Annotated in this window: 23 protein-coding genes; 18 read left to right on the forward strand and 5 right to left on the reverse strand. The window is 69.0% G+C overall.

The window, feature by feature from the left end:
* From H0523_RS12770 to H0523_RS12785, 4 genes are all read left to right on the forward strand, one after another.
* Positions 1-1,050, forward strand: a 1,050-nt coding sequence (locus H0523_RS12770; protein WP_180180071.1) for an efflux RND transporter periplasmic adaptor subunit, incomplete at its 5' end; no start/stop codon positions are given.
* Positions 1,047-4,250, forward strand: a complete 3,204-nt coding sequence (locus tag H0523_RS12775; RefSeq protein ID WP_054434328.1) for an efflux RND transporter permease subunit — start codon at positions 1,047-1,049, stop codon at positions 4,248-4,250. The genes H0523_RS12770 and H0523_RS12775, both read left to right, overlap by 4 nt.
* Before the next feature lie 37 nt (positions 4,251-4,287).
* The gene (locus H0523_RS12780) at positions 4,288-4,974 is read left to right on the forward strand and encodes a heavy metal response regulator transcription factor (RefSeq protein ID WP_054419799.1); all 687 of its coding nucleotides are present in this window, start codon (positions 4,288-4,290) and stop codon (positions 4,972-4,974) included.
* Positions 4,971-6,353 (forward strand): heavy metal sensor histidine kinase, encoded by a 1,383-nt coding sequence (locus tag H0523_RS12785; protein ID WP_054434330.1) that lies wholly within the window; start codon positions 4,971-4,973, stop codon positions 6,351-6,353. Before H0523_RS12780 ends, H0523_RS12785 begins: the two co-directional genes overlap by 4 nt.
* 18 nt (positions 6,354-6,371) lie before the next feature.
* On the opposite strand, the gene H0523_RS12790 is transcribed toward H0523_RS12785, so the two are convergent.
* Entirely contained in the window at positions 6,372-7,289 is a 918-nt protein-coding gene (locus H0523_RS12790; protein WP_054434332.1) for a LysR substrate-binding domain-containing protein, read from the reverse strand.
* A gap of 123 nt (positions 7,290-7,412) precedes the next feature.
* On the opposite strand from H0523_RS12790, the gene H0523_RS12795 reads away from it, so the two are divergent.
* The 5 genes from H0523_RS12795 to H0523_RS12815 are packed head-to-tail and all read left to right on the forward strand — an operon-like array spanning position 7,413 to position 11,314.
* Positions 7,413-8,279: an amidohydrolase family protein gene (locus tag H0523_RS12795; protein ID WP_180180072.1), complete on the forward strand. Its 867-nt coding sequence runs from the start codon at positions 7,413-7,415 to the stop codon at positions 8,277-8,279.
* Positions 8,280-8,337: 58 nt separating this feature from the next.
* Positions 8,338-9,294 (forward strand): Bug family tripartite tricarboxylate transporter substrate binding protein, encoded by a 957-nt coding sequence (locus H0523_RS12800; RefSeq protein ID WP_054434336.1) that lies wholly within the window; start codon positions 8,338-8,340, stop codon positions 9,292-9,294.
* A gap of 2 nt (positions 9,295-9,296) precedes the next feature.
* On the forward strand, positions 9,297-9,827 hold the full coding sequence (locus H0523_RS12805; RefSeq protein ID WP_054434338.1) for a carboxymuconolactone decarboxylase family protein: 531 nt from the start codon (positions 9,297-9,299) through the stop codon (positions 9,825-9,827).
* A gap of 12 nt (positions 9,828-9,839) precedes the next feature.
* Complete coding sequence (locus H0523_RS12810) at positions 9,840-10,403, forward strand: DUF4286 family protein (RefSeq protein WP_054434340.1); 564 nt, start codon at positions 9,840-9,842, stop codon at positions 10,401-10,403.
* 23 nt (positions 10,404-10,426) lie between these two features.
* Positions 10,427-11,314 (forward strand): alpha/beta fold hydrolase, encoded by an 888-nt coding sequence (locus tag H0523_RS12815; RefSeq protein WP_082380268.1) that lies wholly within the window; start codon positions 10,427-10,429, stop codon positions 11,312-11,314.
* Between the two features lie 66 nt (positions 11,315-11,380).
* Here H0523_RS12815 and argF read toward each other — a convergent pair whose 3' ends face one another.
* Positions 11,381-12,322: an ornithine carbamoyltransferase gene (argF, locus tag H0523_RS12820; RefSeq protein ID WP_026382721.1), complete on the reverse strand. Its 942-nt coding sequence runs from the start codon at positions 12,320-12,322 to the stop codon at positions 11,381-11,383.
* 56 nt (positions 12,323-12,378) lie between these two features.
* On the reverse strand, positions 12,379-13,560 hold the full coding sequence (locus H0523_RS12825) for an aspartate aminotransferase family protein (protein WP_054434342.1): 1,182 nt from the start codon (positions 13,558-13,560) through the stop codon (positions 12,379-12,381).
* Between the two features lie 147 nt (positions 13,561-13,707).
* Here H0523_RS12825 and H0523_RS12830 point away from each other — a divergent pair, with 147 nt between their 5' ends.
* Positions 13,708-13,998 (forward strand): DUF3579 domain-containing protein, encoded by a 291-nt coding sequence (locus H0523_RS12830; protein ID WP_035360135.1) that lies wholly within the window; start codon positions 13,708-13,710, stop codon positions 13,996-13,998.
* Positions 13,999-14,140: 142 nt separating this feature from the next.
* Here the strand turns inward: H0523_RS12830 and H0523_RS12835 are convergent, their stop codons facing one another.
* Positions 14,141-14,860 (reverse strand): GntR family transcriptional regulator, encoded by a 720-nt coding sequence (locus H0523_RS12835; RefSeq protein ID WP_054434343.1) that lies wholly within the window; start codon positions 14,858-14,860, stop codon positions 14,141-14,143.
* Between the two features lie 247 nt (positions 14,861-15,107).
* On the opposite strand from H0523_RS12835, the gene H0523_RS12840 reads away from it, so the two are divergent.
* From H0523_RS12840 to H0523_RS12875, 8 genes are all read left to right on the forward strand, one after another.
* Positions 15,108-15,851 (forward strand): aspartate/glutamate racemase family protein, encoded by a 744-nt coding sequence (locus H0523_RS12840; protein ID WP_054434344.1) that lies wholly within the window; start codon positions 15,108-15,110, stop codon positions 15,849-15,851.
* Positions 15,852-15,937: 86 nt separating this feature from the next.
* Positions 15,938-17,515 carry an ABC transporter substrate-binding protein gene (locus tag H0523_RS12845; protein ID WP_054434427.1) on the forward strand — a complete coding sequence of 526 codons (1,578 nt, stop codon included), beginning with the start codon at positions 15,938-15,940 and terminating at the stop codon, positions 17,513-17,515.
* Positions 17,516-17,575: 60 nt separating this feature from the next.
* A complete protein-coding gene (locus H0523_RS12850) occupies positions 17,576-18,568 on the forward strand; it encodes an ABC transporter permease (protein WP_054434346.1) in 993 nt (330 codons plus the stop codon).
* The gene (locus H0523_RS12855) at positions 18,558-19,499 is read left to right on the forward strand and encodes an ABC transporter permease (protein WP_082404773.1); all 942 of its coding nucleotides are present in this window, start codon (positions 18,558-18,560) and stop codon (positions 19,497-19,499) included. The genes H0523_RS12850 and H0523_RS12855 overlap by 11 nt, the downstream gene beginning before the upstream one ends.
* Before the next feature lie 28 nt (positions 19,500-19,527).
* Positions 19,528-20,721 (forward strand): amidohydrolase family protein, encoded by a 1,194-nt coding sequence (locus tag H0523_RS12860; protein WP_054434350.1) that lies wholly within the window; start codon positions 19,528-19,530, stop codon positions 20,719-20,721.
* Positions 20,721-22,208, forward strand: coding sequence for an amidohydrolase family protein (locus H0523_RS12865; protein WP_054434352.1), 1,488 nt, complete (start codon positions 20,721-20,723; stop codon positions 22,206-22,208). Before H0523_RS12860 ends, H0523_RS12865 begins: the two co-directional genes overlap by 1 nt.
* Complete coding sequence (locus H0523_RS12870; RefSeq protein ID WP_054434353.1) at positions 22,205-23,212, forward strand: ABC transporter ATP-binding protein; 1,008 nt, start codon at positions 22,205-22,207, stop codon at positions 23,210-23,212. The genes H0523_RS12865 and H0523_RS12870 overlap by 4 nt, the downstream gene beginning before the upstream one ends.
* Positions 23,202-24,185: an ABC transporter ATP-binding protein gene (locus H0523_RS12875; RefSeq protein ID WP_054434355.1), complete on the forward strand. Its 984-nt coding sequence runs from the start codon at positions 23,202-23,204 to the stop codon at positions 24,183-24,185. The genes H0523_RS12870 and H0523_RS12875 overlap by 11 nt, the downstream gene beginning before the upstream one ends.
* A 1,079-nt stretch (positions 24,186-25,264) precedes the next feature.
* Here the strand turns inward: H0523_RS12875 and H0523_RS12880 are convergent.
* Positions 25,265-26,542: a TRAP transporter large permease gene (locus tag H0523_RS12880; protein ID WP_054434357.1), complete on the reverse strand. Its 1,278-nt coding sequence runs from the start codon at positions 26,540-26,542 to the stop codon at positions 25,265-25,267.
* Between the last annotated feature and the right edge of the window lie 5 nt (positions 26,543-26,547).

Here is a 26,547-nt window from a genome sequence, read left to right on the forward strand (position 1 = left end):
GAGGCGGCGCCGCCGCCGGCGCCGGCGGTGCCGGTGGCCACCGCGCTGGCGCAGCGCCAGGACGTGCCGCGCTACCTGACCGGCGTCGGCACGGTGACGTCGGCGGCGACGGTCACGGTCAAGGCGCGCATCGACGGCCAGCTCGACAGCGTCGGCTTCGTCGAGGGCCAGGACGTGAAGGCCGGCCAGGTGCTGGCCAATATCGACCCGCGCGCCCTGCAGGCGCAACTGGCCCAGGCCCAGGCGCAGCGCGCCAAGGACCAGGCCACGCTGGTGAACGCGCGGCTGGACCTGCAGCGCTACACCCGCCTGCAGCGCGAGGACGCCGCCACCCAGCAGACGCTGGACACGCAGCGCGCGCTGGTGGCGCAGCTGGAGGCGGCGACGCAGACCGACGACGCCCAGATCAGCTACGCCAAGGTGCAGCTGGACTACACCCGCATCGTCGCGCCGATCTCCGGCCGGGTTGGGGCGCGGCTGGTGGACCCGGGCAACATCGTGCACGCGGCCGACGTCAACGGCCTGGTGGTGATCAACCAGATCGATCCGATCACGGTGCTGTTCTCGCTGCCGGAAGAATCGGTGCCGGCGATCAACGCGGCCATGGACAAGGGCCAGGCGTTGACCGTGGTGGCTTATGCGCGCGGCGGCAACGAGCCGCTGGAGCAGGGCCAGCTGGTGCTGCTGAACAACCAGATCGACACCACCACCGGCACGGTGCAGCTCAAGGGCCGCTTCGACAATCCGCGCCATCGCCTGTGGCCCGGGCAGTACGTCAACGCGCGGCTGGTGCTGGACCCGCACGAAAGCGCCGTGACGGTGCCGGCGGCCGCGGTGCAGCGCGGCCAGTCCGATACCTTCGTGTACGTGGTGGATGGCGCCGGCGTGGCGCAGCCGCGGCCGGTCAAGGTGGAGCGCATGCAGGACGGCCTGGCCGTGATCCAGCAGGGGCTGGACGCCGGCCAGCGCGTGGTGGTGGACGGCCAATACAAACTCAAGCCCGGCAGCAAGGTGCGTGAGCTGGCCGCGGCGGCGGGAGGCGGCCAGTGAGCATCTCAGCGAATTTCATCAAGCGGCCGATCGGCACCTCGCTGCTGGCGCTGGCGATCCTGCTGGTCGGCATCGCGGCCTGGCCGCTGTTGCCGGTGGCGCCGCTGCCGCAGGTCGACTTTCCCACCATCCAGGTGCAGGCCAGCCTGCCCGGCGGCAGTCCCGAGACCATGGCGTCCAACGTGGCGCAGCCGCTGGAGCGGCAGTTCTCGCTGATCGCCGGCCTGTCGCAGATGACCTCGGTCAGCGCCATCGGCCTGACCCAGATCACGCTGCAGTTCGACCTGAACCGCAGCATCGACTCGGCGGCGGTGGACGTGCAGGCCGCGATCAACGCCGCCACCGGCCAGTTGCCGAACAACCTGCCGAATCCGCCGACCTTCCGCAAGGTCAATCCGGCCGACGCGCCGATCATGGTGATGGCGGTGCAGTCGGACACGCTGCCGCTGATCCAGGTCAATGACTACGCCGACAACATCCTGGCGCAGCAGATCTCGCAGATCTCGGGCGTGGGGCTGGTCAACATCGGCGGCCAGCAGAAGCCGGCCGTGCGCATCCAGGTGGACCCGGGCAAGCTGGCGGCGCTGGGGCTGAGCCTGGAGGATATCCGCGGCGTCATCGCCACCACCACCGTCAACCAGCCCAAGGGCACGATCGACGGGCCGCGCCAGAGCTTCACCACCTACACCAACGACCAGTTGCTGTCGGCGTCGCAATGGAACGACATGGTGCTGGCCTACCGCAACGGCGCGCCGATCCGGGTGCGCGACGTCGGCGTGGCGGTGGACGGGCCGGAAAACACCAAGCTGGCCGGCTGGGCCTACGCCGGGCCGGCCTCGCCGCCGGACAACACCATCACCAACGGCCGTTCGATCGTGCTGCAGATCAGCAAGCAGCCGGGCGCCAACGTGATCGACACGGTGGACCGGATCCGCGCGGCGCTGCCGCGGCTGGAGGCCTCGATCCCGCCGTCGGTGCACGTCAACACCATCATCGACCGCACCCAGACCATCCGCGCCTCGGTGCAGGACGTGGAGTTCACGCTGACGCTGACCATCATCCTGGTGGTGCTGGTGATCTTCCTGTTCCTGCGCAACGTGGCGGCGACGCTGATTCCGTGCGTGACGGTGCCGCTGGCGCTGATGGGCACGGCCGCCATCATGTACGTGGTCGGGTTCAGCCTGGACAACCTGTCGCTGATGGCGCTGACGATCGCGGTGGGCTTCGTGGTGGACGACGCGATCGTGATGCTGGAGAACATCTACCGCCACGTCGAGGCCGGCATGTCGCCGATGGAGGCGGCCTACAAGGGCGCGGGCGAGATCGGCTTCACCATCGTCTCGATCTCGGTGTCGCTGGTGGCCGTGTTCATCCCGCTGCTGCTGATGGGCGGCATCGTCGGCCGGCTGTTCCGCGAGTTCGCGGTGACGGTGACGCTGACCATCGTGGTATCGGTGCTGGTGTCGCTGACGCTGACGCCGATGCTGTGCTCGCGCTACCTGAAGAACCACCACGGCGACCGCCATGGACGCCTGTACCTGCTGTTCGAGCGCGGCTTCGACGCCATGCTGCATGGCTATGAGCGCGGCCTGAAGCTGGTGTTGCGGCACCCGTTCGCCACGCTGTGCTCGTTCCTGGCGACGGTGGCGTGCACGGTGGCGCTGTTCGTGATGATCCCGAAGGGGTTCTTCCCGCAGCAGGACACCGGCTTCATCTTCGGCTTCGCCGAATCGGCTCAGGATTCGTCGTTCTCGCTGATGAACCAGCGCATGATCCAGATGGCCGACGTGATCCGGCAGGATCCGGACATCGCCAGCTTTGGCTTCAACGGCAGCCAGAGCACCTACAACACCGGCAACTTCTACATCGGCCTGAAGCCGAAGGACGAGGGCCGCACGGCGTCGGCCGACGAGGTCATCGCGCGGCTGCGGCCGCAGCTGGCCAAGCTGGAGGGCGTGACGCTGTTCATGCAGGCGGGCCAGGACATCAACGTCGGCGGGCGGCTATCGCGCACCCAGTACCAGTACACGCTGACGGACTCGAACCTGGACGAACTGAACGTGTGGGCGCCGCGGCTGCTGGCCAAGTTCCGCGAGCTGCCGATGCTGACCGACCTGGCGTCCGACCAGCAGAACGCGGCGGCGACCGCCTCCATCACCATCGACCGCGCGCGGGCCTCGTCGTTCGGCATCTCGCCGGCGCTGATCGACGCCACCATCTACGACGCCATCGGCCAGCGCCAGGTGGCGCAGTACTTCACCCAGATCAACAGCTACCACGTGGTGTTGGAGGTGACGCCCAAGCTGCAGCAGGATCCGGACCTGTTCTCCAAGCTCTACCTGACCTCGCCGCTGACCGGCCAGCAGGTGCCGCTGTCGACCTTCATCAAGCTCGACACCGACAAGACCGCCTATCTGTCGATCAGCCACCAGGGCCAGTTCCCGGCGGTGACGATCTCGTTCAACCTGGCGCCGGGCGCCTCGCTCGGGCAGGCGGTGCAGGCGATCCAGCAGGCCCAGTCGCAGATGGGCGCGCCGGCCAGCCTGACCGGGGCGTTCCAGGGCACGGCCAAGGCCTTCGGCGACTCGCTGGCGACCCAGCCGTACCTGATCGCGGCGGCGCTGATCGCGGTGTATATCGTGCTGGGGCTGCTGTACGAAAGCTACATCCATCCGCTGACGATCCTGTCGACGCTGCCGTCGGCCGGGGTGGGGGCGCTGCTGATCCTGATGGTGGGCGGCTATGACCTGAGCGTGATCGCGCTGATCGGCATCATCCTGCTGATCGGCATCGTCAAGAAGAACGGCATCATGATGATCGACTTCGCCCTGACGGCCGAGCGCGAGCACGGCATGTCGCCGGCCGAGGCGATCTACCAGGCCTGCGTGTTGCGCTTCCGGCCGATCATGATGACCACCATGTGCGCGCTGCTCAGCGGCCTGCCGCTGATGCTGAGCCACGGCCAGGGCTCGGAGTTGCGCCGGCCGCTGGGCTATGCGATGGTGGGCGGCCTGATCGTGTCGCAGGCGCTGACGCTGTTCACGACGCCGGTGGTGTACCTGTACCTGGACCGGGCGCATTTCTGGTACATGCGCAAGAAGCAGGAACGCGCCGCGCGCAAGGCGGGGGCGTCCGTGCCGGCTGGCGTCGAGCCAGGCGAGGCGGGAGCGCCTGTCCAGCCCGGAGTTGAGTCAAAATAGGCTTCCTTGATCGTCGACGTGCCCTGGCGGGGCTGCCATGAAAATCCTGATAGTCGAAGATGAACTGAAGACGGCGGATTACCTGCGCAAGGGCCTGGGTGAGCAGGGCTGCGCGGTGGATGTCGCGCATAACGGCATCGACGGCCAACACCTGGCGCTGGAGCACGATTACGACGTGATCGTGCTGGACGCGATGCTGCCGGGCATGGATGGCTTCGCGGTGCTGCGGTCGCTGCGCAGCGTGCGCCAGACGCCGGTCATCATGCTGACCGCGCGCGACGGCGTCGAGGACCGCATCCGCGGCCTGCACGACGGCGCCGACGACTACCTGGTCAAGCCGTTCTCGTTTCTGGAACTGCTGGCCCGGCTGCAGGCGCTGACCCGGCGTGGCCGCGCCCAGGAGCCGGTGCAGCTGCGCATCGGCGACCTGCAGATCGACCTGATCAGCCGCAAGGCCTGGCGCGCCGGCGTCCGGCTGGACCTGACCGCCAAGGAATTCGCGCTGCTGGCGGTGCTGGCGCGGCGCCAGGGCGAGATCCTGTCCAAGACGGCGATCGCCGAACTGGTCTGGGACATGAACTTCGACAGCAACGTCAACGTGGTCGAGGTGGCGATCAAGCGGCTGCGCGGCAAGGTCGACGCGCCGTTCGACCGCAAGCTGCTGCACACCATCCGCGGCATGGGCTACGTGCTGGAACTGCGCGACGACGAGCCGGCGGAATGAAATCCTCGCTCAAATCCCGGCTGGTGCTGATGTTCGCGGTGGCGGCGGCGGCCACCTTCGCGCTGACCGGGGTGGCGCTGTACGGGGTGCTGGACCGCCAGCTCGACCGCATCCAGCAGGACGCCTTGCGCACCACGGCGCACGAGGTCAGCTATTCGCTCACGCGCAGCGGCGATCCCGAGCGCTGGGGCCGCTTCAAGGCCAAGCTCGATACCTTGACGCCGGCCGACGGCAGCCTGCGGTTCTGGGTGCTGTCGGATGATCCTGCCTATGAATACGGCAAGGGCCTGGTCGACGTCGACCGGCTCGAACGCCATGCCGATGGCTTCGGCACGATCACGCTGCCGGACCGCGAAAATGAACTGCTGACCATCACCGTGACCGTCGAGGCTTTCCAGCAGCGGCCGCGGGTGCGCCTGATCGTCGGCATGGACTCGGCGCCCTATGCCCATACGCTGCGCTACTTCCTGTGGGCCATGGCCGGGCTGTCGCTGACCGCCATCCTGCTGGTGGGCCTCTTGGGTTTCTGGGTGGCGCGGCTGGGCCTGCGGCCGCTCAACCGGCTGTCGGCCGAGGCCCGGGCGCTGCGTCCCAGCGCCTTGTCGCAGCGCCTGAGCATGCCGGCGCTGCCGGTCGAGCTGGAAGACCTGGCCACCTCCTTCAATGGCGCGCTGGCGCGGCTGGAGGGCGCCTACAACCAGCTCGAGGACTTCAACGCCGACGTCGCCCACGAGCTGCGCACGCCGCTCACCAACCTGATCGGCCAGACCCAGGTGGCGCTGTCGCGGCCGCGCGGCTCGGGCGAGCTGCGCGAGGTGCTGCAATCGAACCTCGAAGAGCTGGACCGGCTGCGCGCCATGGTCAACGACATGCTGTTCCTGGCCCGGGCCGACCAGGGCGAGGCCGCCACCGGCCGCATCCACGCGGTGCTGGCCGACGAGGTCGGCAAGACGGTGGAGTTCTTCGAGTTCCTGCTGGACGAGGCCGGCATGCGCGTGCGCATCCAGGGCGAACGCGACGCCGTGGCGCTGATCGACACGGCGCTGTTCCGGCGGGCGGTGACCAACCTGCTGCAGAACGCCATCCAGTATTCATCGGCCGGCGCCGAGATCACGGTGGACATCGAACGGCGCGACGGGCTGCTGGAAGTGGCGGTGAGCAATCCCGGCCCGCCGATCGCGCCGGAGCACCTGCCGCATCTGTTCCAGCGCTTCTACCGGGTCGATGCCGCGCGTGGCGGCGACGGCGTCGAACATAGCCATGGCCTGGGCCTGGCCATCGTCAAGGCGGTGGCGGCCATGCATGGCGGCGCGGTGTCGGCCGCCAGCGGCGGCGGCGTGACGCGGGTGGCGTTCAGCGTCGGCACCACGGCCGCGTAGCCCGCCGGCATGCGGCGTTCAGCGCGCGGCGGCGGCCGGCGCGAACAGCGCGGCCAGGTTCAACTGGCGGATCAGGTCGCCGGTGGCCATGGCCAGCCGGGTGGCGGGGCGATGGCGGGCGCTGGCCAGCACCAGGTTGTTGGTGATCCGCGGCGACACGATGTCGCTGAGCGACAGCGCGTGTTCGGCCGCCGGCCCGCGCGCGGCCGAGCGCGGCAGGATGGCGTAGGCGTCGCCCTGGGCCGCCAGTTCCACGATGGTCTGCACCGCGTCCACCTCGGCCGCGACCTGCAGCCGCACGCCCTGGGCGCGGCAGATGCTCTCGACCAGGGTGCGGATGGCGTTGGGCAGGCTGGGCAGCACCAGCGGATAGGCGCCCAGGCCGGCCACGGCCACGCGGGCGGGCAGGGGCGGCTGGTGGTCGGCGGCGGCCACCAGCACCAGGTCTTCGCGGAACAGCGATTCGTAGCCCAGTTGCGGCGACGGCGCGGGGTCGTACAGCAGCGCCAGGTCGACCCGGCCGGCCAGCAGCCATTCGCGCATCTGCGCGCTCAGGCCTTCGGCCACCGCGATCGACGCATCGGGAAAGCGGCGCCGGAAGGCCTGCACCAGCGGCGGGGTCAGCACCCGGGCGATGCGCGGCGGCAGGCCGACCACCACCTTGCCGGTCGGCGTTTCGCGCAGGGTCTGCAGGTCCTGCTTGGCGCGGTCGGCCAGCGCCAGCAGGGCGCGCGCGTGCTCCAGGAAGCGCAGGCCGGCCTCGGTCGGCTCGGCGCCGCGGCCGTTGCGATAGAGCAGGTGCTGGCCCAGCTCCAGTTCCAGCAGGCGCACCTGGCGGCTCAACGTGGGCTGGGCCACGTCGAGCATTTCGGCGGCGCGCGAGAAGCTGCGCCGCTCGGCGACGCGCACGAAGTATTCGATCTGCTTGAGGTCCATGGGAAGGCGGGCGGCGCAATATCCATACGGATATCTAAATTTTCTATATCTGAAATCAAAGATATAGCATTGTTAAGCGAGGCGCAATCCGCGAGCATGGCGTTTTCCCCGTTGGATCCCGCCGTGCCCGATTGCCGTCCTCCGCTTGCCACGCCCTCCCGTCCCCGCCACGCGCTGCCGGCCGGGGCCTGCGACACGCACTGCCACGTGTTCGGTCCGGCCGATGTGTTCCCCTATGCCGAGGGCCGTTCCTACACGCCGCCCGACGCGCCCTACGCCAGGATGGCGGCGCTGCATGCGCACCTGGGCGTGCAGCGCGCGGTGGTGGTGCAGGCCAACTGCCACGGCAACGACCATGCCGCGCTGCTCGACGCGCTGGCGCAGAGCCAGGGCCGCTACCGCGGCGTGGCGCTGCTGGGGGCGGACGCCACCGCCGCCAGCGTGCGGCAGCTGCATGACGGCGGCGTGCGCGGGGCGCGCTTCAACTTCGTGCCGCACCTGGGCGGCGCGCCCGATCCGGCGGTGTTCGACCATGTCATCGGCCTGATCGCGCCGCTGGGCTGGCATGTCTGCGTGCACCTGGACGGCGCCATGCTGCCCGAGCTGCTGCCGCGCCTGCGCGCGCTGCCGGTGCCGTTCGTGGTCGACCACATGGGCCGCATCAAGGCGGCTGATGGACTGGACGCGCCGGCGTTCCGCGCCTTGCTGGCGCTGGAGCGGGTGCCGCAGGCCTGGGTCAAGGTCTCCGGCATCGACCGCATCGCCTCGGGCAAGCGCCCCTTTGCCGAAGGCATCCCGTTCGTGCGCGCCCTGGTGGACGCGCTGCCCGAGCGCACGCTGTGGGGCACCGACTGGCCGCATCCGAACGTGGCGGGCGACATGCCCGACGACGGCGAACTGGCCGACGCTTTTTTCCTGGCCTGCCCGGACGCGGAAACGCGCCGGCAGGTCCTGGTGGACAACCCGGCGCGTCTCTACGGCTTCCTGTAGCCGCGCCATCGCCCGATTTCGGGCAACAAGAAAACACGACATCCCGAGGAGACAATCCATGTTCAAGAAAATCGTATTCGCCGGCCTGCTGGGCCTGGCCAGCCTCGGCCCCACGGCGCACGCCGATGGTCCGGTGCGCCTGATCATCGCCTTCCCGCCGGGCGGCCCGGTGGACCTGGTCGGCCGGGTGCTGGCCGAACAGCTGGGCAAGGAGCTCAAGCAATCGGTCATCGTCGAGAACAAGGCCGGCGCCAACGGCAACATCGCCGCGGCCTACGTGGCCAAGGCCCCGGCCGACGGCTCGGTGCTGTTCCTGACCAGCGTCGGCGCGGTGTCCATCAGCCCGGCCCTGTACAAGGACCTGCCGTACGACCCGGTGCGCGATTTCGCGCCGGTGTCGCGCGTGGTCAACAACGCCACCGTGTTCGTGGTGAATCCGGCCAACCCGGCCACCGACGCGGCCGACTTCGTCAAGCGCTCGCAGGCGGCGTCGCAGTCCGCTGCGATCGGCTCGTCGGGCATCGGCAGCATCCCGCACCTGACGCTGGAAATGTTCGCCGACGCCAGCAAGGCCAAGGTGCTGCACGTGCCGTACAAGGGCGCCGCGCCGGTGATCAACGACGTGCTGGGCAACCAGGTGAACGGCTTCTTCGGCGACGTGCCGGGCCTGATCGGCCACATCCAGAGCGGCAAGCTCAAGGCGCTGGGCATCGCCGCGCCGACCCGTCATCCGCTGCTGCCGGACGTCAAGACGCTGGCCGAGCAGGGCATTGCCGGCGTCGAATCGAACAACTGGTATGGCATCGTCGCGCCCGCCGCCACGCCGCCGGCCACGGTCGAGAAACTGAACCAGGCCCTGCGCGCCGCGCTGGGCAACGAGGCGGTGCGCGCCAAGCTCGAGAAGTTCGGCGCCCAGGCCGCGCCCAGCTCGCCGCAGGAACTGGCGGCGCTGATCGCCGCCGACCGCGAGAAGTGGGGTTCGCTGATCCAGCGCAAGAATATCCGTCCGGAGTGAGCATGAGCGACTGCCGAGTCTCGCCGGTCGCGCCGGGCACCCGCCCGGCCCTGGCCGAAATGGAAGCGCGCATCGCGGCCGCGCGCGGCCGCATCTCGCCGCTGTATCAGGTGCTGCTGAACAGCCCCGCCGTGGTGCAGGGCTGGGAAGCGATGCTGACCGCGATCCGCCTGAACACGTCGCTGTCGCCGCGGGTGCGCGAGCTGATCATCCTGCGCGTGGCGACGCTGAACAACGCGCCCTACGAGTTCGACGCGCACGTGCCGCACGCCCTGGCGGCGGGCATGCCGCAGGCGGTGGTGGACCAGTTGCGCGGCGGGCCGCGCGCGGACGCGGTGCAGGGGCTGGAGGCGGGCGAGGCCGACGTGCTGGCCCTGACCGACGCCATGACCCGCGACATCGAGGTGCCGGACGCGCTGTTCGCGCCGCTGCGGGCGCGCTACAACGACCAGGAACTGGTCGAGTTGACCGCGACGGTGGCGGCCTACAACATGGTGTCGCGCTTCCTGGTGGCGTTGCGCGTCGGGCACTGAAAGGAGCTTTGCATGGACAAGACGGTATTGCTGGTGTCGCTGGGCGAGCGTTTCGACGCGGCGCGCGCGGCCGACATGGCGCAACGCCTGACCGAGGGCCTGGACGGCGTGCGGCTGCGCGCTTTCGCCGCGGTCGAAGAGGATGACACCTACGTGTACGTCGACGGCGACGCCGCCGGCCAGCCGGAGGTGCAGGCCCGGCTGGCCGAGCTGTTCCCGGGGGCGCAGGCGCGCGTGCTGCACCTGACCCTGGACCTGGCCGGCGCCTCGGCCGGCGCCCACGCGCCCTGGCACTACATCGTCGAGACCGACGTGCTGCCCGAGGCCGAGGCGGACCTGAATGCCTGGTACGACCAGGAACACCTGCCGGGGCTGGCCTCGGTGCCCGGCACCGTGCGCGCGCAGCGCTACGAGTGCCGCGACCAGGGGCCGCGCTATCTGGCCTGCTATGACCTGGAGACGCGCGAGACCTTCGGCAGCCCGCCGTGGCTGGCGGTGCGCGCCACCGACTGGAGCAGCCGGGTGCGGCCGTCGTTCCGCAACACGCGCCGCACCATGTTCCAGAAGATTCTTTGACATAGAAGAACGAGGAGACAACGATGAGCAAGCGATGGGCGAAGGTGGTGCTGTGGGGCGCGCTGAGCGCGGCCGGGGTGTCGCTGGCCGCGCAGGCCGCGCCGACGCCTGCCGCGGCAGCGGCTGCCGACAAGGTCGAGCGGGTCACGGTGCTGCCGGGCAACGGCGCCCGCATCGAGGTGCTGGTGCAGGGCCAGGGCCCGGCCCTGGTGCTGCTGCCGTCGCGCGGCCGCGGCCAGGAGGATTTCGATGACCTGGCGGCGCGCCTGGCGCAGGCCGGCTACCGCGTGCTGCGACCCGAGCCGCGCGGCATCGGCGGCAGCAGCGGGCCGATGAAGGACATCACGCTGCACGACCTGGGCAACGACATGGCGGCGGTGATCCGCGATGTCGCCAAACAACCGGTGGTGATGATCGGGCACGCGTTCGGCAACTGGGTGGCGCGCACTACGGGCGTGGACCACCCCGACCTGGTGCGCGGCGTGGTGATCGTGGCGGCCGCGGCCAAGAAGTACCCCGCCGGCCTGAGCGAGCACGTCGATCGCAGCGCCGACCTGTCGCTGCCCGACGCCGAGCGCCTCAAGTCGATCCAGTACGCCTTCTTCGCGCCGGGCCATGACGCCAGCGTCTGGCTCAACGGCTGGTACCCCGAGGTCAGCGAGAGCCAGCGCCTGGCCGGCAAGGCCACGCGCCAGTCGGACTGGTGGTCGGGCGGCAGCAAGCCGCTGCTCGACCTGCAGGCGGGCGCCGACCTGTTCAAGCCGGAATCGACCCGCAACGAGATCCGCGACGAATTCGGCGAGCGTGTCTCCGTGGTGGTGATCCCGGGCGCCGGCCATGCGCTGGTGCCGGAGGAGCCGCAGGCGGTGGCCGACGCCATCGTGCGCTGGGAAAAGTCGCTCAAGCCCTGACGGCCGCGTCTGGCATGGGCAAAAAAAAGCAGCCCCGCGGGGCTGCTTTTTTCATGGGCGCGCCGCTTACTTGAGCTGGCCCAGCAGCAGGAATTCCATCAGCGCCTTCTGCACGTGCAGGCGGTTCTCGGCCTCATCCCAGACCACGCTCTGCGGGCCGTCGATGACTTCGCCGGTGACTTCCTCGCCGCGGTGGGCGGGCAGGCAGTGCATGAACACGGCCTGGGGATCGGCGGCGGCCATCATCTCGGCGTCCACGCACCAGTCGGCGAAGGCGGCGCGGCGCTCTTCGTTCTCGGCCTCGTAGCCCATGCTGGTCCAGACGTCGGTGGTGACCAGGTGCGCGCCCTGGCAGGCCTGCATCGGGTCCTTGAACTGGCGCAGCACCTTGTCGGACGGCGAACCGATGCGGGCGGCTTCGAGCTCGTAGCCGGCCGGGGTCGACACATGCAGCGTGAAGCCCAGCATCTCGGCGGCCTGCAGCCAGGTGTAGGCCATGTTGTTGGCGTCACCGACCCAGGCGACCGTCTTGCCGGCGATGGGGCCGCGGTGCTCGATGTAGGTGAAGATGTCCGCCAGGATCTGGCAGGGGTGGAATTCGTTGGTCAGGCCGTTGATCACGGGCACGCGCGAGTGCGAGGCGAAGCGCTCGATGCGGGTCTGCTCGAACGTGCGGATCATGACGATGTCAACCATGCGCGAGATGACGCGCGCGGTGTCCTCGATGGGCTCGGAGCGGCCCAGCTGGGAATCATTGGAGGTCAGGTTGATGACCGAGCCGCCCATCTGGTACATGCCGGCCTCGAACGAGACGCGGGTACGGGTGCTGGCCTTTTCGAACACCATCGCCAGCGTGCGGTCGTGCAGCGGCATGTGGGGTTCGTAACGCTTGAATTTTTCCTTGATCAGCCGCGCGCGGTCCAGCACGTAGGCGATCTCGGCGGACGAGAAGTCCTTGAACTGCAGAAAGTGCCGCAAGGGGCCGTTTTGAGTCGTGGGAGGAGTCATGGTGATGTCGCAGGTCATTGGGCCCGGACGGGCTCGTGGCCCGGGCGGGAGGTTGATTATGGATGTTCGGCCAGGAACTGTCGAATCAGCGGCGCCAGGATGTCGACGACCTGGTCGGCTTCGGCGCGCGACAGGACCAGCGGCGGCAGCAGGCGGACGACGCGGTCGCGGGTGACGTTGATCAGGAGGCCCGCTTCCAGGGCGCGCAGCGCCAGCACGCCACAGGGACGGGTCAGCTCGATGCCCAGCATCAGGCCGCGCCCGCGCACCTCGGCCACGCCGGGCAGGCCGGCCAGTTCCTGCGCCAGCCGCGCCTTCAGGTGGCCGCCGACGGCATGGGCGTTGTCCAGCAGGTGTTCCGATTCCAGCGCGTCCAGCACCGCCAGGCCGGCCGCGCAGACCAGCGGGCCGCCGCCGAAGGTGGTGCCATGGCTGCCGGGGGTGAAGACGCCCGCCGCGGGGCCGGCGGCCAGCATCGCGCCGATCGGCACGCCGCCGGCCAGGCCCTTGGCCAGGGTCATGACGTCCGGCACGATGTCGGCCCACTGGTGGGCGAACCATTTGCCGGTGCGGCCGATGCCCGACTGGACTTCGTCGATCATCAGCAGCCAGCCGCGCTCGGTGCATAGCTGCCGCACGTCGCGCAGGAAAGCGGCGTCAGAGGGACGGATGCCGCCTTCGCCCTGCAGCGCTTCCAGCAGCACGGCGGCGACGCGCGGCTCGGCGTCGCCGGCCGCGCGGATCGCGGCGGCGTCGTTGTACGGCACCTGGATGAAGCCCGAGGGCAGGGGCTCGAAGCCCTTGCGCGCCTTGTCGCTGCCGGTGGCCGCCAGCGTCGCCAGGGTGCGCCCGTGCCAGGACGAATCCATGGTGATGATGTGGGCGTGGGTGTTGCCGCGCTGGTAGGCGTAGTAGCGCGCCAGCTTGATGGCGGCCTCGTTGGCCTCGGAGCCGCTGTTGTTGAAGACCACGTCGCGCATGCCGGACAGCCGCGCCAGGCGCGCGGCCAGCTCAGTCTGCTGCGGGACTTCGTAGATGTTGGAGGTGTGGATGACGCGCGCGGCCTGCTCGCTGATGGCCGCGACCAGCCGGGGATGGGCGTGGCCCAGACAGGAGACGCCGATGCCCGCCAGCGCGTCCAGGTACTTGCGGCCCTGCGCGTCCCACAGCCAGACGCCCTGGCCGTGCGTGAACGCGACCGGCAACCGGGCGTAGATATTGGCCAGAGGCGAGGTCATCACGGGTCCTCCTGGGCATTTTTCCCTGGGCGAAGCGCCTTTCGGGACAGGGCAAAGGATCAATCATATACAATTCGCGGCGCGGGGCGCATGTTTGATCACGCCGAAGATCCGGCTCAGTGAAGGGCGTCCCGTAGTGAAGAATCCATGGCAACTCGCGTCAGACAATTCGTAATTCATGGCGTTACCGAAAGCGGTAGCCGATTTCGCCCCAGCGACTGGGCGGAGCGGCTCGCCGGCGTAATGGCACAGTTCCGGCCCGCCGGCTGTGCGGGTAACCACCTCACCTATTCGCCCTACGTGCTCCCCGTCGTGATCGACGGCGTGCGCGGCATCGTGGTCGACCTGCGCTTGCGCGATCTCGAACCGCTGGCGTACAAGTTCGTGGTGGATTTCGCCCGCGACAACCACCTCAAGACGGAAGAACGCGAAATCTAGGCCAGCCGAAACCACAAAGCGCCCGAACCGGGCGCTTTTCCATTTCAGGCTTGCCACTCCAGGCCACGCCCCATTCGCCGGGGGCGGGGCGTCTCCTACCCGCGCGCCGCGCCAGCCCGCGCGCCGCCGCGGGGATCGCCCGCTACGTGCCGTAGCGGTCGAGGATCTTGCGGATGTCGCGCACGCCCGCGCCGTCCGGACTGAGCAGCGCGCGCGCCGTGACCGACTCCAGGTGATGCCCCAGCAGATGCAGCACGTGCTTTTCGTCGCGCGCGCGCAGGCCGGCGACGATCTCGCGGTGCTCGCTGACCGCGCATTCGCTCGAATGCGGCCGGCCGTAAAGCGCCAGGATCAATGAGCAGCGCGACACGATCTCATTGACGTAGCGGGCGTAGACCGCGTTGCCCGACAGTTCCGCCATCAGGATATGGAATTCGCCCGACAGGCGGATCGATTCGTTGACGCTGTTGCGCGAGCGCGCGGCTTCTTCCTGCGCCACGTGCTGTTCCAGCCGCGTCAGCCCGGCCTCGGTGACGTGCTGCACCAGCCGGCGCGCGACGTCGCGTTCGAGGCAGCGGCGCGCCTCGAAGATGTCGTGCGCTTCTTCCAGGCTGGGACGCGCCACCGCCGCGCCGCGATTGGGGCGCAGATCCACCAGGCCTTCGCTGAACAGGCGCGTCAGCACGCCGCGCACGATCGTGCGGCTGACGCCGAAGCGCTCGCCGATGACGTCTTCGGGCAATTTGTCGCCCGGCAGCAAGGCCTGCTCGATGATCGCTTGCCGCAAGTTTTTGTATACGATTTCCGTGCGGTTTACGTCTTTCCGTGCGGGCTCTGGCACCGCGGGAATGGGGGCCGTCATCTGGGTCTGATCTCCGATGCCTGCGCGTTCCGGTGGCGGGAATCTGCCGGCAAACCGCGCCGGTGCGCACTTTTCTAGGTGTGAAACAGCATACACCATCGGCCGCTAAGGGTTAGCGATAGCTTGAAGCGTCGGACCAACGGCGTACATTGTCTGCATAAATAGTATACAAACATTTATACAAAATTCAGGAAGTTGTGGGTTTTGTACGAATGACTTTGTATACAAACCATCAGGGGTTTGATTCATGTCCGCAGCACCCGCCTTCCTTCCCGACTGCCTGGCCGTCACGCCCAGCCGCCTGCTGGTGATCAATGGCAACACCACCGCCGACCTTACCGCCAGCCTGGCCGAACAGGCGCGCGCCTTTTTCGGCGACGCGGCCCGGGTGCATGCCGTGACGGTGCCGTTCGGGCCCGCCTATATCGCCAGCCGGGCGCAGGCCGCGGTGTCGGCCCACGCCGTCTGCGAAACCGCCGAGCGCGAGGCCGCCCTGGCCGAGGCCGCCGGCGAGCCGTTTGACGCCTGTCTGCTGGCCTGTTTCGGCGAGCCCGGCATCGGCGCGGTGCGCGAGCGCCTGCGCATGCCGGTGGCCGGCATGGCCGAGGCCGCCATCTTCACCGCCCTGCAGCGCGGCGACCGCTACGCCATCGTGACGGTGGGCCGGCTGTGGCCGGGCATGCTGCGCGAGCAGATCCGCCAGCTCGGGCTGGAGTCGCGCTGCGCCGGCCTGCTGGCGCTGCCGGGCAACGCGCTCGACTACGTCACGCGCTCGCCCGCGACCATTGCCGCCGTCGGCCAGGCGCTGGACGACGCGGTGGCCTTGGGTGCCGACGTCGTGATCGTGGCCGGCGCCGCGCTGGCGGGTTTCCTGCCCAGCCTGCCGCGCCTGCCCGCCGTACCCGTGATCGATTCCTACCGCGCCGCGCTGTCGCAAGTGCAGGCGCTGGCCACGCTCGAGCGCGCGCAGCGCCAGGCGGCGGGCCGCTGACCCGCATTGCCGTCCGCCGCCACGCCGGCGGGCGCCGCCGTATTCCCGATGTATCCCATACCCAACCGCTAGGGAGAATGCTCATCATGAAGACGTTGCTGAAGTGGACCGCCGGGGCCGTGATCGCGCTATCGGCCATCACCGGGGCATCCGCCGCCAACACCCTGAAGTGGGGCGCCGCCCGCGACCTCGATTCGCTCGATCCGTATTCCTACGGCAGCACCTTCAACCTGGCGTTCCTGAACCACGTGTACGAAGCGCTGATCCGCTACGACGACAAGTTCAACATCACGCCGGCGCTGGCCGAGTCGTGGGAGTCGCCGTCGCCGACGGTGCTGCGCTTCCACCTGCGCCGCGGCGTCAAGTTCCACAACGGCGCGCCATTCTCGGCCGACGACGTGGTGGCGTCGATGACGCGCGTGTCCGACGACGCCTCGCCGCTCAAGGGCAACCTGCCGGCCTTCAAGGCGGTGCGCAAGGTCGATGACTATACGGTCGACATCGAGATGACGCATCCGTACCCGTTGATGCTCAACGACCTGACCAACATCTTCATCTTCAACCGCCAGTGGCTGGTGGACAACAACAGCCTGAAGCCAACCGACGCGGCCAAGAAGATCGAAGGCTACGCCACCCACCACGCCAACGGCACCGGCCCGTTCAAGGTCGAGTCGTACCGGCCCGACACGCGCACCGTGCTGGTGGTGAACCCGGACTGGTGGGACAAGCCGCGCCACAACCTGGACCGCATCGAGTTCACGCCGATCGCCTCGGCGCCGACGCGGGTGGCGGCGCTGCTGTCGGGCGACATCAACTTCACCGAGAACGCGCCGCTGCAGGACCTGGACCGCCTGCGCGCCGCGCCCAACGTCAAGGTGCTGGCCGCGACCGAGCTGCGCACGCTGTACTTCGGCTTCAACCTGGGCGACAAGCTGGTCGGCTCCAACATCACCGACAAGAACCCGCTCAAGGACCTGCGCGTGCGCCAGGCGCTGTACATGGCGCTGTCGCCCGAGCTGCTGCAAAAGCGCGTGATGCGCGGTCTGTCGCGCACCACCGGCGCGCTGGTGGCGCCGTCGATCCCGGGCTATGACGCCAGGCAGGAGGAACGCCTGCCGTTCGACGCCGCCCGCGCCAAGACGCTGCTGGCCGAGGCCGGCTATCCGGACGGGTTCACGTTGTCGCTGCTGTGCTCGAACGACATGTTCGTCAACGAAGAGGAACTGTGCCAGGCCGCCGCCTCGATGTGGGCGCGCATCGGCGTGAAGGCCTCGCTGGCCAGCGGCCCGCGTTCGCTGCAGAACCCCAAGCGTTCGCGCGGCGAGTTCGACATCACCATCCACGGCTGGGCCAATGAGCCGCAGATCGACGCGCTGTCGATCCTGCTGCAGGTGATGCACAGCCGCACCGGCCCGGCCGGGGTCTTCAACTGGGGGCAGTGGGGCGATCCGGCGCTGGATGCGCGCATCGACGCCGCCGCCGCCGAGATGGACCGGCCCAAGCGCGTGCAGATGATGACCGACATCCTGCAGACCCTGCACGACGACGTGCGCTTCCTGCCGCTGCACCAGCAGCCCATGGCCTGGGCGGTGGGCGCCAACGTCGGCGACGTGCTGCAGATGCCGGACAACAAGGCGCGGCTGTGGACGGTGCGCATGAAGTGAGGCCCCGCCGGCCGCCCACGCGGCCGGACGCGGGATGCTTGAGGCTGACAGGAGGCGCACATGCTGGCGTTCATAGTTAGGCGGGTCTGCAATGCGGTCGGCGTGATGCTGGCGGTGGCGTTGCTGGCTTTCGTGATTTTCCGTTTCGTCGGCGATCCGGTCGACATGATGCTCAACGAGCAGGCCTCGCAGACGCAGCGCGACGAGCTGCGCGAGCGGCTGGGCCTGAATGCCTCGGTCGGCATGCAGTTCGTGCACTTCGTCGCCAACGCGGCGCGCGGCGAGTTCGGCATTTCGTACCGCAACCAGCAGGATGTGTTCGCGCTGGTGGCCGAGCGCTTCCCGGCGACGTTCGAGCTGGTGATGATGGCGACGCTGCTGTCCTTGGTGATCGGGGTGCCGCTGGGCGTGCTGACCGCCATCTACCGCAAGTCGCGCCTGGCGCAGGCGCTGCAGTTCGTCTCGATCCTGGGGATTTCGCTGCCCAGCTTCGTGGTCGGCATCATGCTGATCCTGGTGTTTTCGGTGCAGCTGGGCTGGCTGCCGGGCTTCGGCCGCGGCGACACGGTGCGCATCGGCGGCTGGACCACCGGCCTGCTGACGCCGTCGGGCCGGGCCGCGCTGGTGCTGCCGTCGATCACGCTGGCGCTGTTCCAGATCACGCTGATCATGCGGCTGGTGCGGGCCGAGATGCTGGAGACGCTGCGCACCGAGTTCATCAAGTTCGCGAGGGCCCGCGGCCTGCCGGACCGGGTGGTGCATTTCCGGCTGGCGCTGCGCAATTGCCTGATGCCGGTCATCACCGTGACCGGCATGCAGATCGGCAACCTGATCGCCTTCGCGCTCATCACGGAAACCGTGTTCCAGTGGCCCGGCATGGGCCTGCTGTTCATCCAATCGGTCATGTTCGTGGACATTCCCGTCATGGCCGCCTATCTGGTGATCGTGTCCTTCATCTTCGTGGCGCTGAACACGCTGGTGGACATGATGTACGGCGTGGTCGATCCGCGCCTGCGCAGCCAGCATGTCAAGGGAGGCGCCAATGCTCACTAAACCGATGTCGAACGCGGGCCGCGGCCGGCTGGCGCGCTTCTTCCAGGGCGACCTGTGGTGGAGCCTGCGGCAGGATCCGGTGGCGATGGGGGCGGGCGTGGTGCTGATTGCCGTGGTGCTGCTGGCGCTGTTCGCGCCGTGGATCGCGCCGCAGAACCCCTACGACCTGGCGCAGCTGGACCTGCTCAACGCCGAGCTGCCGCCGCGCTGGATCGCGGGCGGCGAGGCCCAGTTCCTGCTGGGCACCGACACCCAGGGGCGTGATGTCTGGTCGGCGATCCTGTACGGCTCGCGCATGTCGCTGGTGATCGGGCTGGCCACCGTGGTGCTGTCGCTGGCGATCGGACTGATGGTGGGGCTGGCGGCCGGCTATTTCGGCGGCTGGATCGACAACGCGCTGATGCGCCTGGGCGACACGCTGCTGAGCATTCCCACCATCCTGGTGGCGATCCTGGTGACGGCGGTGTTCCGGCAGCTGCTGCCGCCGGGCCTGCGCGAGACGCTGTCGTCGGTGATCCTGATCCTGGCGATCTCGATGACCAACTGGGTGCAGTACGCCCGCACCGTGCGCGCCTCGGCGCTGGTCGAGCGCGGCAAGGAATACGTGCAGTCGGCCCGGCTGATCCGGGTCAGCCCGCTGCGCATCATGCTGACGCATATCCTGCCGAACACGCTGACGCCCGTGATGGTGACCGCCACCCTGAACCTGGGCCTGGCGATCCTGATCGAGGCCACCCTGAGCTTCCTGGGCGTGGGCATGCCGCCGACCGAACCGTCGCTGGGCACCCTGATCCGGCTGGGCAACCAGTTCCTGTTTTCCGGGCAATGGTGGGTGGTGGTGTTTCCCGCCGTGTACCTGAGCCTGGTCGTGCTGGTGGTGAACCTGCTGGGCGACTGGCTGCGCGACGCCCTCAACCCCCGCCTGCGCTGAGCGCGGCAAGAACGGACACAAGAGAACCATGGACAACGCAACCCTGTATACCCATGTCCGCCCGGCGGGCGGCGCATCTACCTCGGTGCTGGTGCGCAACGGCCGCTTCGAGGCCGTCGATGGCGCGGTGCCGGACAGCGTGCCGCGCGTCGATGGCGGCGGCGCGCTGCTGCTGCCCGGTCTGATCGACGCCCATGCCCACCTGGACAAGACCATGTATGGCATGCCCTGGTACCGCAACGAGGTGGGCCCGCGCCTGATCGACAAGATCGAGAACGAACGCGTCGAGAAGCGCCGCCTGGGCATCGACCCGTACCGCCAGTCGGCGCGCCAGATCGTGATGTCGGTGGCCGACGGCACCAGCCATATCCGCAGCCACGTCGATGTCGATACCGACATCGGGGTCGCCGCGATCGAGGGCGTGATGCGCGCCCGCGACCAATACCGCGACCAGATCGACGTGCAGATCGTGGCGTTTCCGCAGAGCGGGCTGCTGATCCGCCCGGGCACGCTGGAGCTGATGGAGCAGGCCCTGCGCCTGGGCGCCGACGTGGTCGGCGGGCTGGATCCGGCCGGCATGGACCGCGACCCCAAGGGCCACCTGGACGCGATCTTCGCGCTGGCCGACAAGCACGGCAAGCCGATCGACATCCACCTGCACGAGGCGGGCGAGCTGGGCGCGTTCTCGATGCAGATGACCATCGACCGGGTGCTGGCGCTGGGCATGCAGGGCAAGGTGACGCTGTCGCATTCGTTCTGCCTGGGCATGCCCGATGCGCAGGCGGTGCAGGGACTGGTGGACGGGCTGCTGGAGGCGGGCGTGCACATCATGACCACGGGCTCGGCCTCGCGCCCGGTGCCCAACGTGGCGCGGCTGCACGCGGCCGGGGTCATCGTCTGTACCGGCAATGACGGCATGCGCGACACCTGGGGCCCCTATGGCAAGCCCGACATGCTGGAACGCACCATGCTGGTGGGCCTGCGCAACAACTTCCGCCGCGACGACGAACTGGCGCTGGCGCTGCATGTGGCCACCTATGGCAATGCGCGCGTCATGGACCTGGCGGACTACGGCCTGGCGCCGGGCTGCCACGCCGACTTCGTGCTGGTCGACGCGGAAACGGTGGCCGAAGCCATCGTCTCGCGGCCGGTGCGCAAGCTGGTCGTCAAGCGCGGCCAGGTGGTGGCGCGCGATGGCCGCGCGCTGGCGGAGGCGCCGTGATGGCCGCCCGCGACGACGCCACGCTGCTGACCGCGCGCTGGGTGGTCGGCCACGAAAACGGCCGGCACTGCCTCTACGAGAACGGCGAGGTGGTGTTCCAGGGCGACCGCATCGTCTACGTCGGCCCTCGCTATCCCGGCGCGGTGGCGCGGCGCCACGACTACGGCCGCGCCCTGATCGGCCCGGGCTTCGTCGACCTGGACGCGCTGTCGGACCTGGACACGACCATCCTGGGTTTCGACAACTCGCCGGCCTGGCGCAAGGGCCGCATCTGGCCCGACACGTACATGCAGCGCGGCCCGTACGAGATGTATACGCCGGACGAACTGGCGTTCCAGAAGCGCTACGCCTTCGCCCAGCTGATCCGCAACGGCATCACCACCGCGCTGCCGATCGCCTCGCTGTTCTATCGCGTGTGGGGCGAGACCCGCGATGAATTCCTGTCGGCGGCGCGCACCGCCGGCGAACTGGGGCTGCGCGTCTACCTGGGGCCGGCCTATCGCAGCGGCCACACCTATGTGGACGGGGCGGGGCGCATCCGCTGCCACTACGACGCGGCGCGCGGCATGGCCGGGCTGGAGCAGGCGGTGGCGTTCGCCGACGAGGTCGAGGGCCTGTACGACGGCCGGGTGCGCGCCATGCTGTCGCCGGACCGCATCGAGACCTGCACGCCCGAGCTGCTGCGCGCCTCGGCCGCCGCGGCGCGCGAACGCGCCATCCCGATCCGCCTGCATTGCTGCCAGTCGCGCCTGGAATACGACCTGGTGCGGGAACAGCACGGCATGAGTCCGCCCGAATGGCTGCGCAGCCTGGGCTTCCTGTCCGAGCGCGCGCTGCTGCCGCACGGCACCTATGTGTCCGGCTCGCGCCAGATCGAGCGGCCGGGGCAGGACCTGGAGATCATCCGCGACGGCGGCGCCACCGTGGTGCACTGTCCGCTGGTGTCGGCGCGCCACGGCGCCACGCTGGAATCGTTCGCCCGCTACCGCAAGCTGGGCGTGAAGATCGGCATGGGCACCGATACCTGGCCGCCGGACATGGTGCTGAACATGCAGGTCGGCCTGATGCTGTGCCGGGTGATGGACCAGTCCACCGAGGCGGTGCGCTCGGAGGACTACTACGACGCCGCCACGCTGGGCGGGGCCGACGCGCTGGGCCGCGCCGACCTGGGACGGCTGGCGCCGGGCGCCAAGGCCGACATCGTGGTGTTCGATTTCTCGCACGACCGCAACGGCCAGCTGATCGATCCGATCCAGACGCTGATGGTCGGCGGCAGCGGCCGCGACGTGTCGCAGGTGGTGATCGACGGCCGCTTCGTCATGGTCGACGGCCGCATTGCCGGCTTCGACGCCCGGCTGGCGCAGGACCAGGCGCAAGCGCAGTTCGACCGGCTGGTGGCGCGCTATCCCGACCGCACCTGGGGCCATCCGCCGGTCGACGAGATCTTTTCCTCCAGTTATCCGCGATTCCCGGGGAGCCCGTCATGACGACCGTTCCGAATCCCGCCGCGCCCACCCTGTCGGTGCGCGGCCTGTCGGTGGAATTTCCCACCCGCCACGGCATCCTGGTGGCCACGCGCGACATCAGTTTCGACATCCAGCCGGGCGAGATCCTGGGCATGGTGGGCGAGTCCGGCGCCGGCAAGTCGTTGACCGGCATGGCCGTGATCGGCCTGCTGGAACCGCCGGGCCGCCTGGGCGGCGGCGAGATCCACCTGGCCGGCCGCCGCATCGACAACCTGTCGGCCCGCGCGCGCCAGCAACTGCGCGGCAAGGAGATCGGCGCGATCTTCCAGGATCCGCTGACCAGCCTGCACCCGCTGTTCACCGTGGGCGACCAACTGGTCGAGACCATCCGCCACCACGACAGGGTGTCGTCCGCCGCGGCCCGCCAGCGCGCGCTCGAATTGCTGCTGGCGGTCGGCATTCCGGCGGCGGACCGCCGCATCGACCACTATCCGCACCAGTTCTCCGGCGGCATGCGCCAGCGGGTGGTGATCGCGCTGGCGCTGGCGGCGCGGCCGCGGCTGATCATCGCCGACGAGCCGACCACCGCGCTGGACGTGTCGGTGCAGGCGCAGATCACCGCGCTGCTGCGCCGGCTGTGCCGCGAGCAGGGCACCTCGGTGCTGCTGGTGACGCACGACATGGGCGTGATCGCCGAGACCGCCGACCGCGTGGCGGTGATGTACGCCGGCCGCATCGTCGAGATCGGTCCGGTGCTGGAGGTGCTGCGGCGCCCCGGCCATCCGTATACGCAGGGCCTGATGAACGCGATTCCCGGCCTGCGCCAGCGCGCCGCGCGCCTGAACCAGATCGACGGCGCCATGCCGCGCCTGCACGCGATGCCGGACGGCTGCGCCTTCCATCCGCGCTGCGCCATGGCCGGTCCGCGCTGCGGCATGGACCGCCCGGCGCTGGCGTCCACCCCGTCGGGCGCGACCCTCAGCGCCTGCTGGCTGCACCAAGGAGGCGTTGCCCATGCCGCATGACGATGACATCCTGTTGCGGGCCGATGACCTGGCCTGCTGGTTCGACGTTTCGCCGCCCTGGCTGGAACGCACCCTGTCGCGCCAGCCGGCGCAGACGCTCAAGGCGGTCGACGGCGTGTCGCTGGCGGTGCCGCGCGGCACCACGCTGAGCATCGTCGGCGAGTCCGGCTGCGGCAAGTCGACGCTGGCCAAGCTACTGGTGGGCCTGGTGGCGCCGACCCGCGGCACGCTGCGCTATGGCCGCAGCCGCACGGGCGGCGCGCTGCATCCGCAAATGATCTTCCAGGACCCGTACGCCAGCCTGAATCCGCGCTGGCGGGTGGGCGCGATCGTGGCCGAGCCCATCATCACGCTGGGCCTGCGCGCCACGCCGGCCGAGACGCGGCGCCGGGTGGAGGAGCTGCTGACGTTGGTGGGCCTGTCGCCGAACGACGCGTCGCGCTATCCGCACGAGTTCTCGGGCGGCCAGCGCCAACGCATTTCGATCGCGCGGGCGCTGGCGACGGAGGCCGAATTCCTGGTGTGCGACGAGCCGACCTCGGCGCTGGATGTGTCGGTGCAGGCGCAGATCCTGAACCTGATGGGCGATCTGCAGAAGGAGTTCGGCCTGACGTATGTGTTCATCAGCCACAATCTGTCGGTGGTGCGCCATGTGTCGGACCGGGTGGCAGTGATGTACCTGGGCCGGATCGTGGAGCAGGCGCCGGCGGACGAGCTGTTCGATGCGCCGGAACATCCGTACACAAGAATGCTGCTGGACACGATTCCAGATCTGGACGATCCAAGACGCGACCGCGAGCCGATGGGCGGCGAGGTGCCAAACCCGATTCAGCCGCCAAGCGGATGCACGTTTCATCCGAGATGTCCGGGGGCGAGGGCTGCGTGTCGGGAGAGGGCGCCGGAGGTGGCGGTGGTGGGGGGGCGTGAGGTGCGGTGTCATGCCGTGGAGTGGGCGGTTTTGTCGGCGGCTTGATTGATTTCCTGGTGGGGGTTGGATGCGGGGGCGGGCTTTGTAGGTCGCCCCTCGGTCGGGCGGACCCGATGGCGGGCGCCCACGATTGCGGTCCGGAGCGTTCGCTCCGGACTGCCCCTTCCTCATCCTCGTTGCCGCCTTTCGGCGGCTGCCTTCGGATTCCGTCGGGCGCATCGAGGTTGCCCGCCATCGGGTCCGCCCGACCGAGGGGCTACGTGCGTGTTGGCTCGTTGCGCTGCTAGAGCTGTGTGCAGGGCATGAAACCTGCAGGGCTGCCCATCGCGGCCGCGCGGGCGGCCACGCTGGGCGTCTGTGCATTTGAAAGTGTGGCGGGTGCGCTGCGCGCGGGTGACGAGTGGCTTTCTGGTGGTTCCGCACGTCAGGGGGGAGGGGCGGTGGTGGTCGGCGCGATGTGTGCCGTGTTGCGCGTGGCGAGCTTCGCGCGCCGACCACAAACAGTCTTGGTGCCAACGATCTCTCAATAGCACTCGATTTCGCCGCCGCCACACGCGATAGCGTCATCACCAACCGCAAGATCCCGCGTAAGCCTCAAAAGGCCGCCCGCGCGGCCGCTTTGAGGCGGGCCCCGCCCCACCATTCATCGCAAGCGCGCAGCGGCATCCTCAATCGCAAGACGCTACGGATGCCCTCCGATGGCCGCCCGCGCGGCCGAGGAGGGCGACCAACGCAAGATCTTCCACCCCCAAAACCAAGCCGCATAAAAACATCAGCACCCCCACCCACACGCGAGAGCGTCATTCCTCAGACGCAAGACCCCGCGTAAGCCCCAAAAGGCCGCCCGCGCGGCCGGCCTGGGGCGGGCCCCGCAAATCTCTCTCCCCACACCTCGATGTAGCTGCGCTCCATACCTCGAAGCCGGTAGCCTGTTGCGGCGGGGTGGGCCGGGTGGGGCGCCGTCGATGCGCCCGACGGAATCCGAAGGCAGTCGCCGCAGGGGACAACGAGGATGAGGATGGGGCAGTCCGGAGCGAACGCTCCGGACCGCAATCGTTGGCGCCCCACCCGGCCCACCCCGCCGCAACAGGCGGCCTACGAAGCCACCACCGCAATCAAAAAAACTACTTCGAATAAACCAAATCCCGTAGTCCCAACGACAACCCCGGCCAATAGGTAATCACCATCAGGCAAACAATCACCACCCCCACAAACGGAATCAACGGCTTGATCAACCTCTCCAACGGCAGCTTCGCCACCGCGCAGGCCGCGAACAGATTCACCCCGAACGGCGGCGTGATCATGCCCAGGGCCAGGTTGACCACCATGATGATGCCGAAGTGCACCGGGTCCACCCCGAACTTCAGCGCCACCGGCAGCAGCAGCGGGGCCAGCACCACGATCGAGGCCGAGGTCTCGATGAACATGCCGATCACGAACAGCGCCAGGTTCACGCCCATCAGGAACGAGAACTGGGTGTCGAACAGCTGCGCCAGCCACACGCCCAGCGCATCGGGGATGCCGGCGCGGTTCAGCAGGAAGCTGAAGACGCCGGCGTTGGCGATCACGAACATGATCACGGCCGTCGACACCACCGACTTGTGCAGCGTGTCCGACAGTTGCTTGAAGCTCAGGCGGCGGTAGACGAACTTGCCCACCACCACCGCGTACATCACCGCCACCACCGAGGCCTCGGTCGGGGTGAAGACGCCGCCGTAGATGCCGCCCAGGATGATCACCGGCATCATCAGCGCCAGCCAGGCGCGCTTGAAGGCCGGCCACAGCGGCAGGCGGCCTTCGCCGTCGCGTTTGCCCAGGTTGTTGCGCTTGGCGTAGAACCAGACGTAGAACATCAGCGCCACGCCGATCAGGATGCCGGGCATGACGCCGGCGATGAATAGCTCGCCGGTGGAGGTGTCTGTGGACACCGCGAACAGGATCATCGGGATCGACGGCGGGATGATCACGCCCAGCTCGGCCGCGCTGGCCTGCAATGACGCGGCGAAGGGCGCGGGATAGCCGTGGCGGATCATGGCCGGGATCAGGATGGCGCCCACCGCGAAGGTGGTGGCGACGCTGGAGCCGGCGACCGCGGCGAAGATCATGCAGGTCAGCACGCAGGTGCAGGCCAGGCCGCCCTGGATGCCGCCGACCACGCTCTTGGCGAACTCCACCATGCGTTCGGAGATGCCGCCGGCTTCCATCAGGTTGCCGGCCAGGATGAAGAACGGAATGGCGACCAGCGGGTACTTGTCCAGCGCGGCGAACAACTGCTGGGCCACCACCAGCCAGGGCAGGTTGGCGGCGCCGACCCCCGCCAGGCTGGCCAGCCCGATCGACACGGCGACCGGCACGGACAGCCCGAAGAAAATCAGCATCGAGACAATCATTAATTGGGACATGGCGA

The sequence above is a fragment of the Achromobacter insuavis genome (genome assembly GCF_902859645.1).
Classification (GTDB): Bacteria; Pseudomonadota; Gammaproteobacteria; order Burkholderiales; family Burkholderiaceae_B; genus Achromobacter; species Achromobacter insuavis.

Bases quoted from the DNA above. Each gene is read 5' to 3' on its own strand.
- H0523_RS12780 (WP_054419799.1), top strand. From the start codon at position 4,288: ATGAAAATCCTGATAGTCGAAGATGAACTGAAGACGGCGGATTACCTG.
- argF (WP_026382721.1), bottom strand. From the start codon at position 12,322: ATGACTCCTCCCACGACTCAAAACGGCCCCTTGCGGCACTTTCTGCAG.
- H0523_RS12790 (WP_054434332.1), bottom strand. From the start codon at position 7,289: ATGGACCTCAAGCAGATCGAATACTTCGTGCGCGTCGCCGAGCGGCGC.
- H0523_RS12810 (WP_054434340.1), top strand. From the start codon at position 9,840: ATGGACAAGACGGTATTGCTGGTGTCGCTGGGCGAGCGTTTCGACGCG.
- H0523_RS12830 (WP_035360135.1), top strand. From the start codon at position 13,708: ATGGCAACTCGCGTCAGACAATTCGTAATTCATGGCGTTACCGAAAGC.
- H0523_RS12880 (WP_054434357.1), bottom strand. From the start codon at position 26,542: ATGTCCCAATTAATGATTGTCTCGATGCTGATTTTCTTCGGGCTGTCC.
- H0523_RS12855 (WP_082404773.1), top strand. From the start codon at position 18,558: ATGCTCACTAAACCGATGTCGAACGCGGGCCGCGGCCGGCTGGCGCGC.
- H0523_RS12805 (WP_054434338.1), top strand. From the start codon at position 9,297: ATGAGCGACTGCCGAGTCTCGCCGGTCGCGCCGGGCACCCGCCCGGCC.
- H0523_RS12845 (WP_054434427.1), top strand. From the start codon at position 15,938: ATGAAGACGTTGCTGAAGTGGACCGCCGGGGCCGTGATCGCGCTATCG.
- H0523_RS12840 (WP_054434344.1), top strand. From the start codon at position 15,108: ATGTCCGCAGCACCCGCCTTCCTTCCCGACTGCCTGGCCGTCACGCCC.
- H0523_RS12850 (WP_054434346.1), top strand. From the start codon at position 17,576: ATGCTGGCGTTCATAGTTAGGCGGGTCTGCAATGCGGTCGGCGTGATG.
- H0523_RS12800 (WP_054434336.1), top strand. From the start codon at position 8,338: ATGTTCAAGAAAATCGTATTCGCCGGCCTGCTGGGCCTGGCCAGCCTC.
- H0523_RS12865 (WP_054434352.1), top strand. From the start codon at position 20,721: ATGGCCGCCCGCGACGACGCCACGCTGCTGACCGCGCGCTGGGTGGTC.
- H0523_RS12875 (WP_054434355.1), top strand. From the start codon at position 23,202: ATGCCGCATGACGATGACATCCTGTTGCGGGCCGATGACCTGGCCTGC.
- H0523_RS12860 (WP_054434350.1), top strand. From the start codon at position 19,528: ATGGACAACGCAACCCTGTATACCCATGTCCGCCCGGCGGGCGGCGCA.
- H0523_RS12815 (WP_082380268.1), top strand. From the start codon at position 10,427: ATGAGCAAGCGATGGGCGAAGGTGGTGCTGTGGGGCGCGCTGAGCGCG.
- H0523_RS12825 (WP_054434342.1), bottom strand. From the start codon at position 13,560: ATGACCTCGCCTCTGGCCAATATCTACGCCCGGTTGCCGGTCGCGTTC.
- H0523_RS12835 (WP_054434343.1), bottom strand. From the start codon at position 14,860: ATGACGGCCCCCATTCCCGCGGTGCCAGAGCCCGCACGGAAAGACGTA.
- H0523_RS12870 (WP_054434353.1), top strand. From the start codon at position 22,205: ATGACGACCGTTCCGAATCCCGCCGCGCCCACCCTGTCGGTGCGCGGC.
- H0523_RS12785 (WP_054434330.1), top strand. From the start codon at position 4,971: ATGAAATCCTCGCTCAAATCCCGGCTGGTGCTGATGTTCGCGGTGGCG.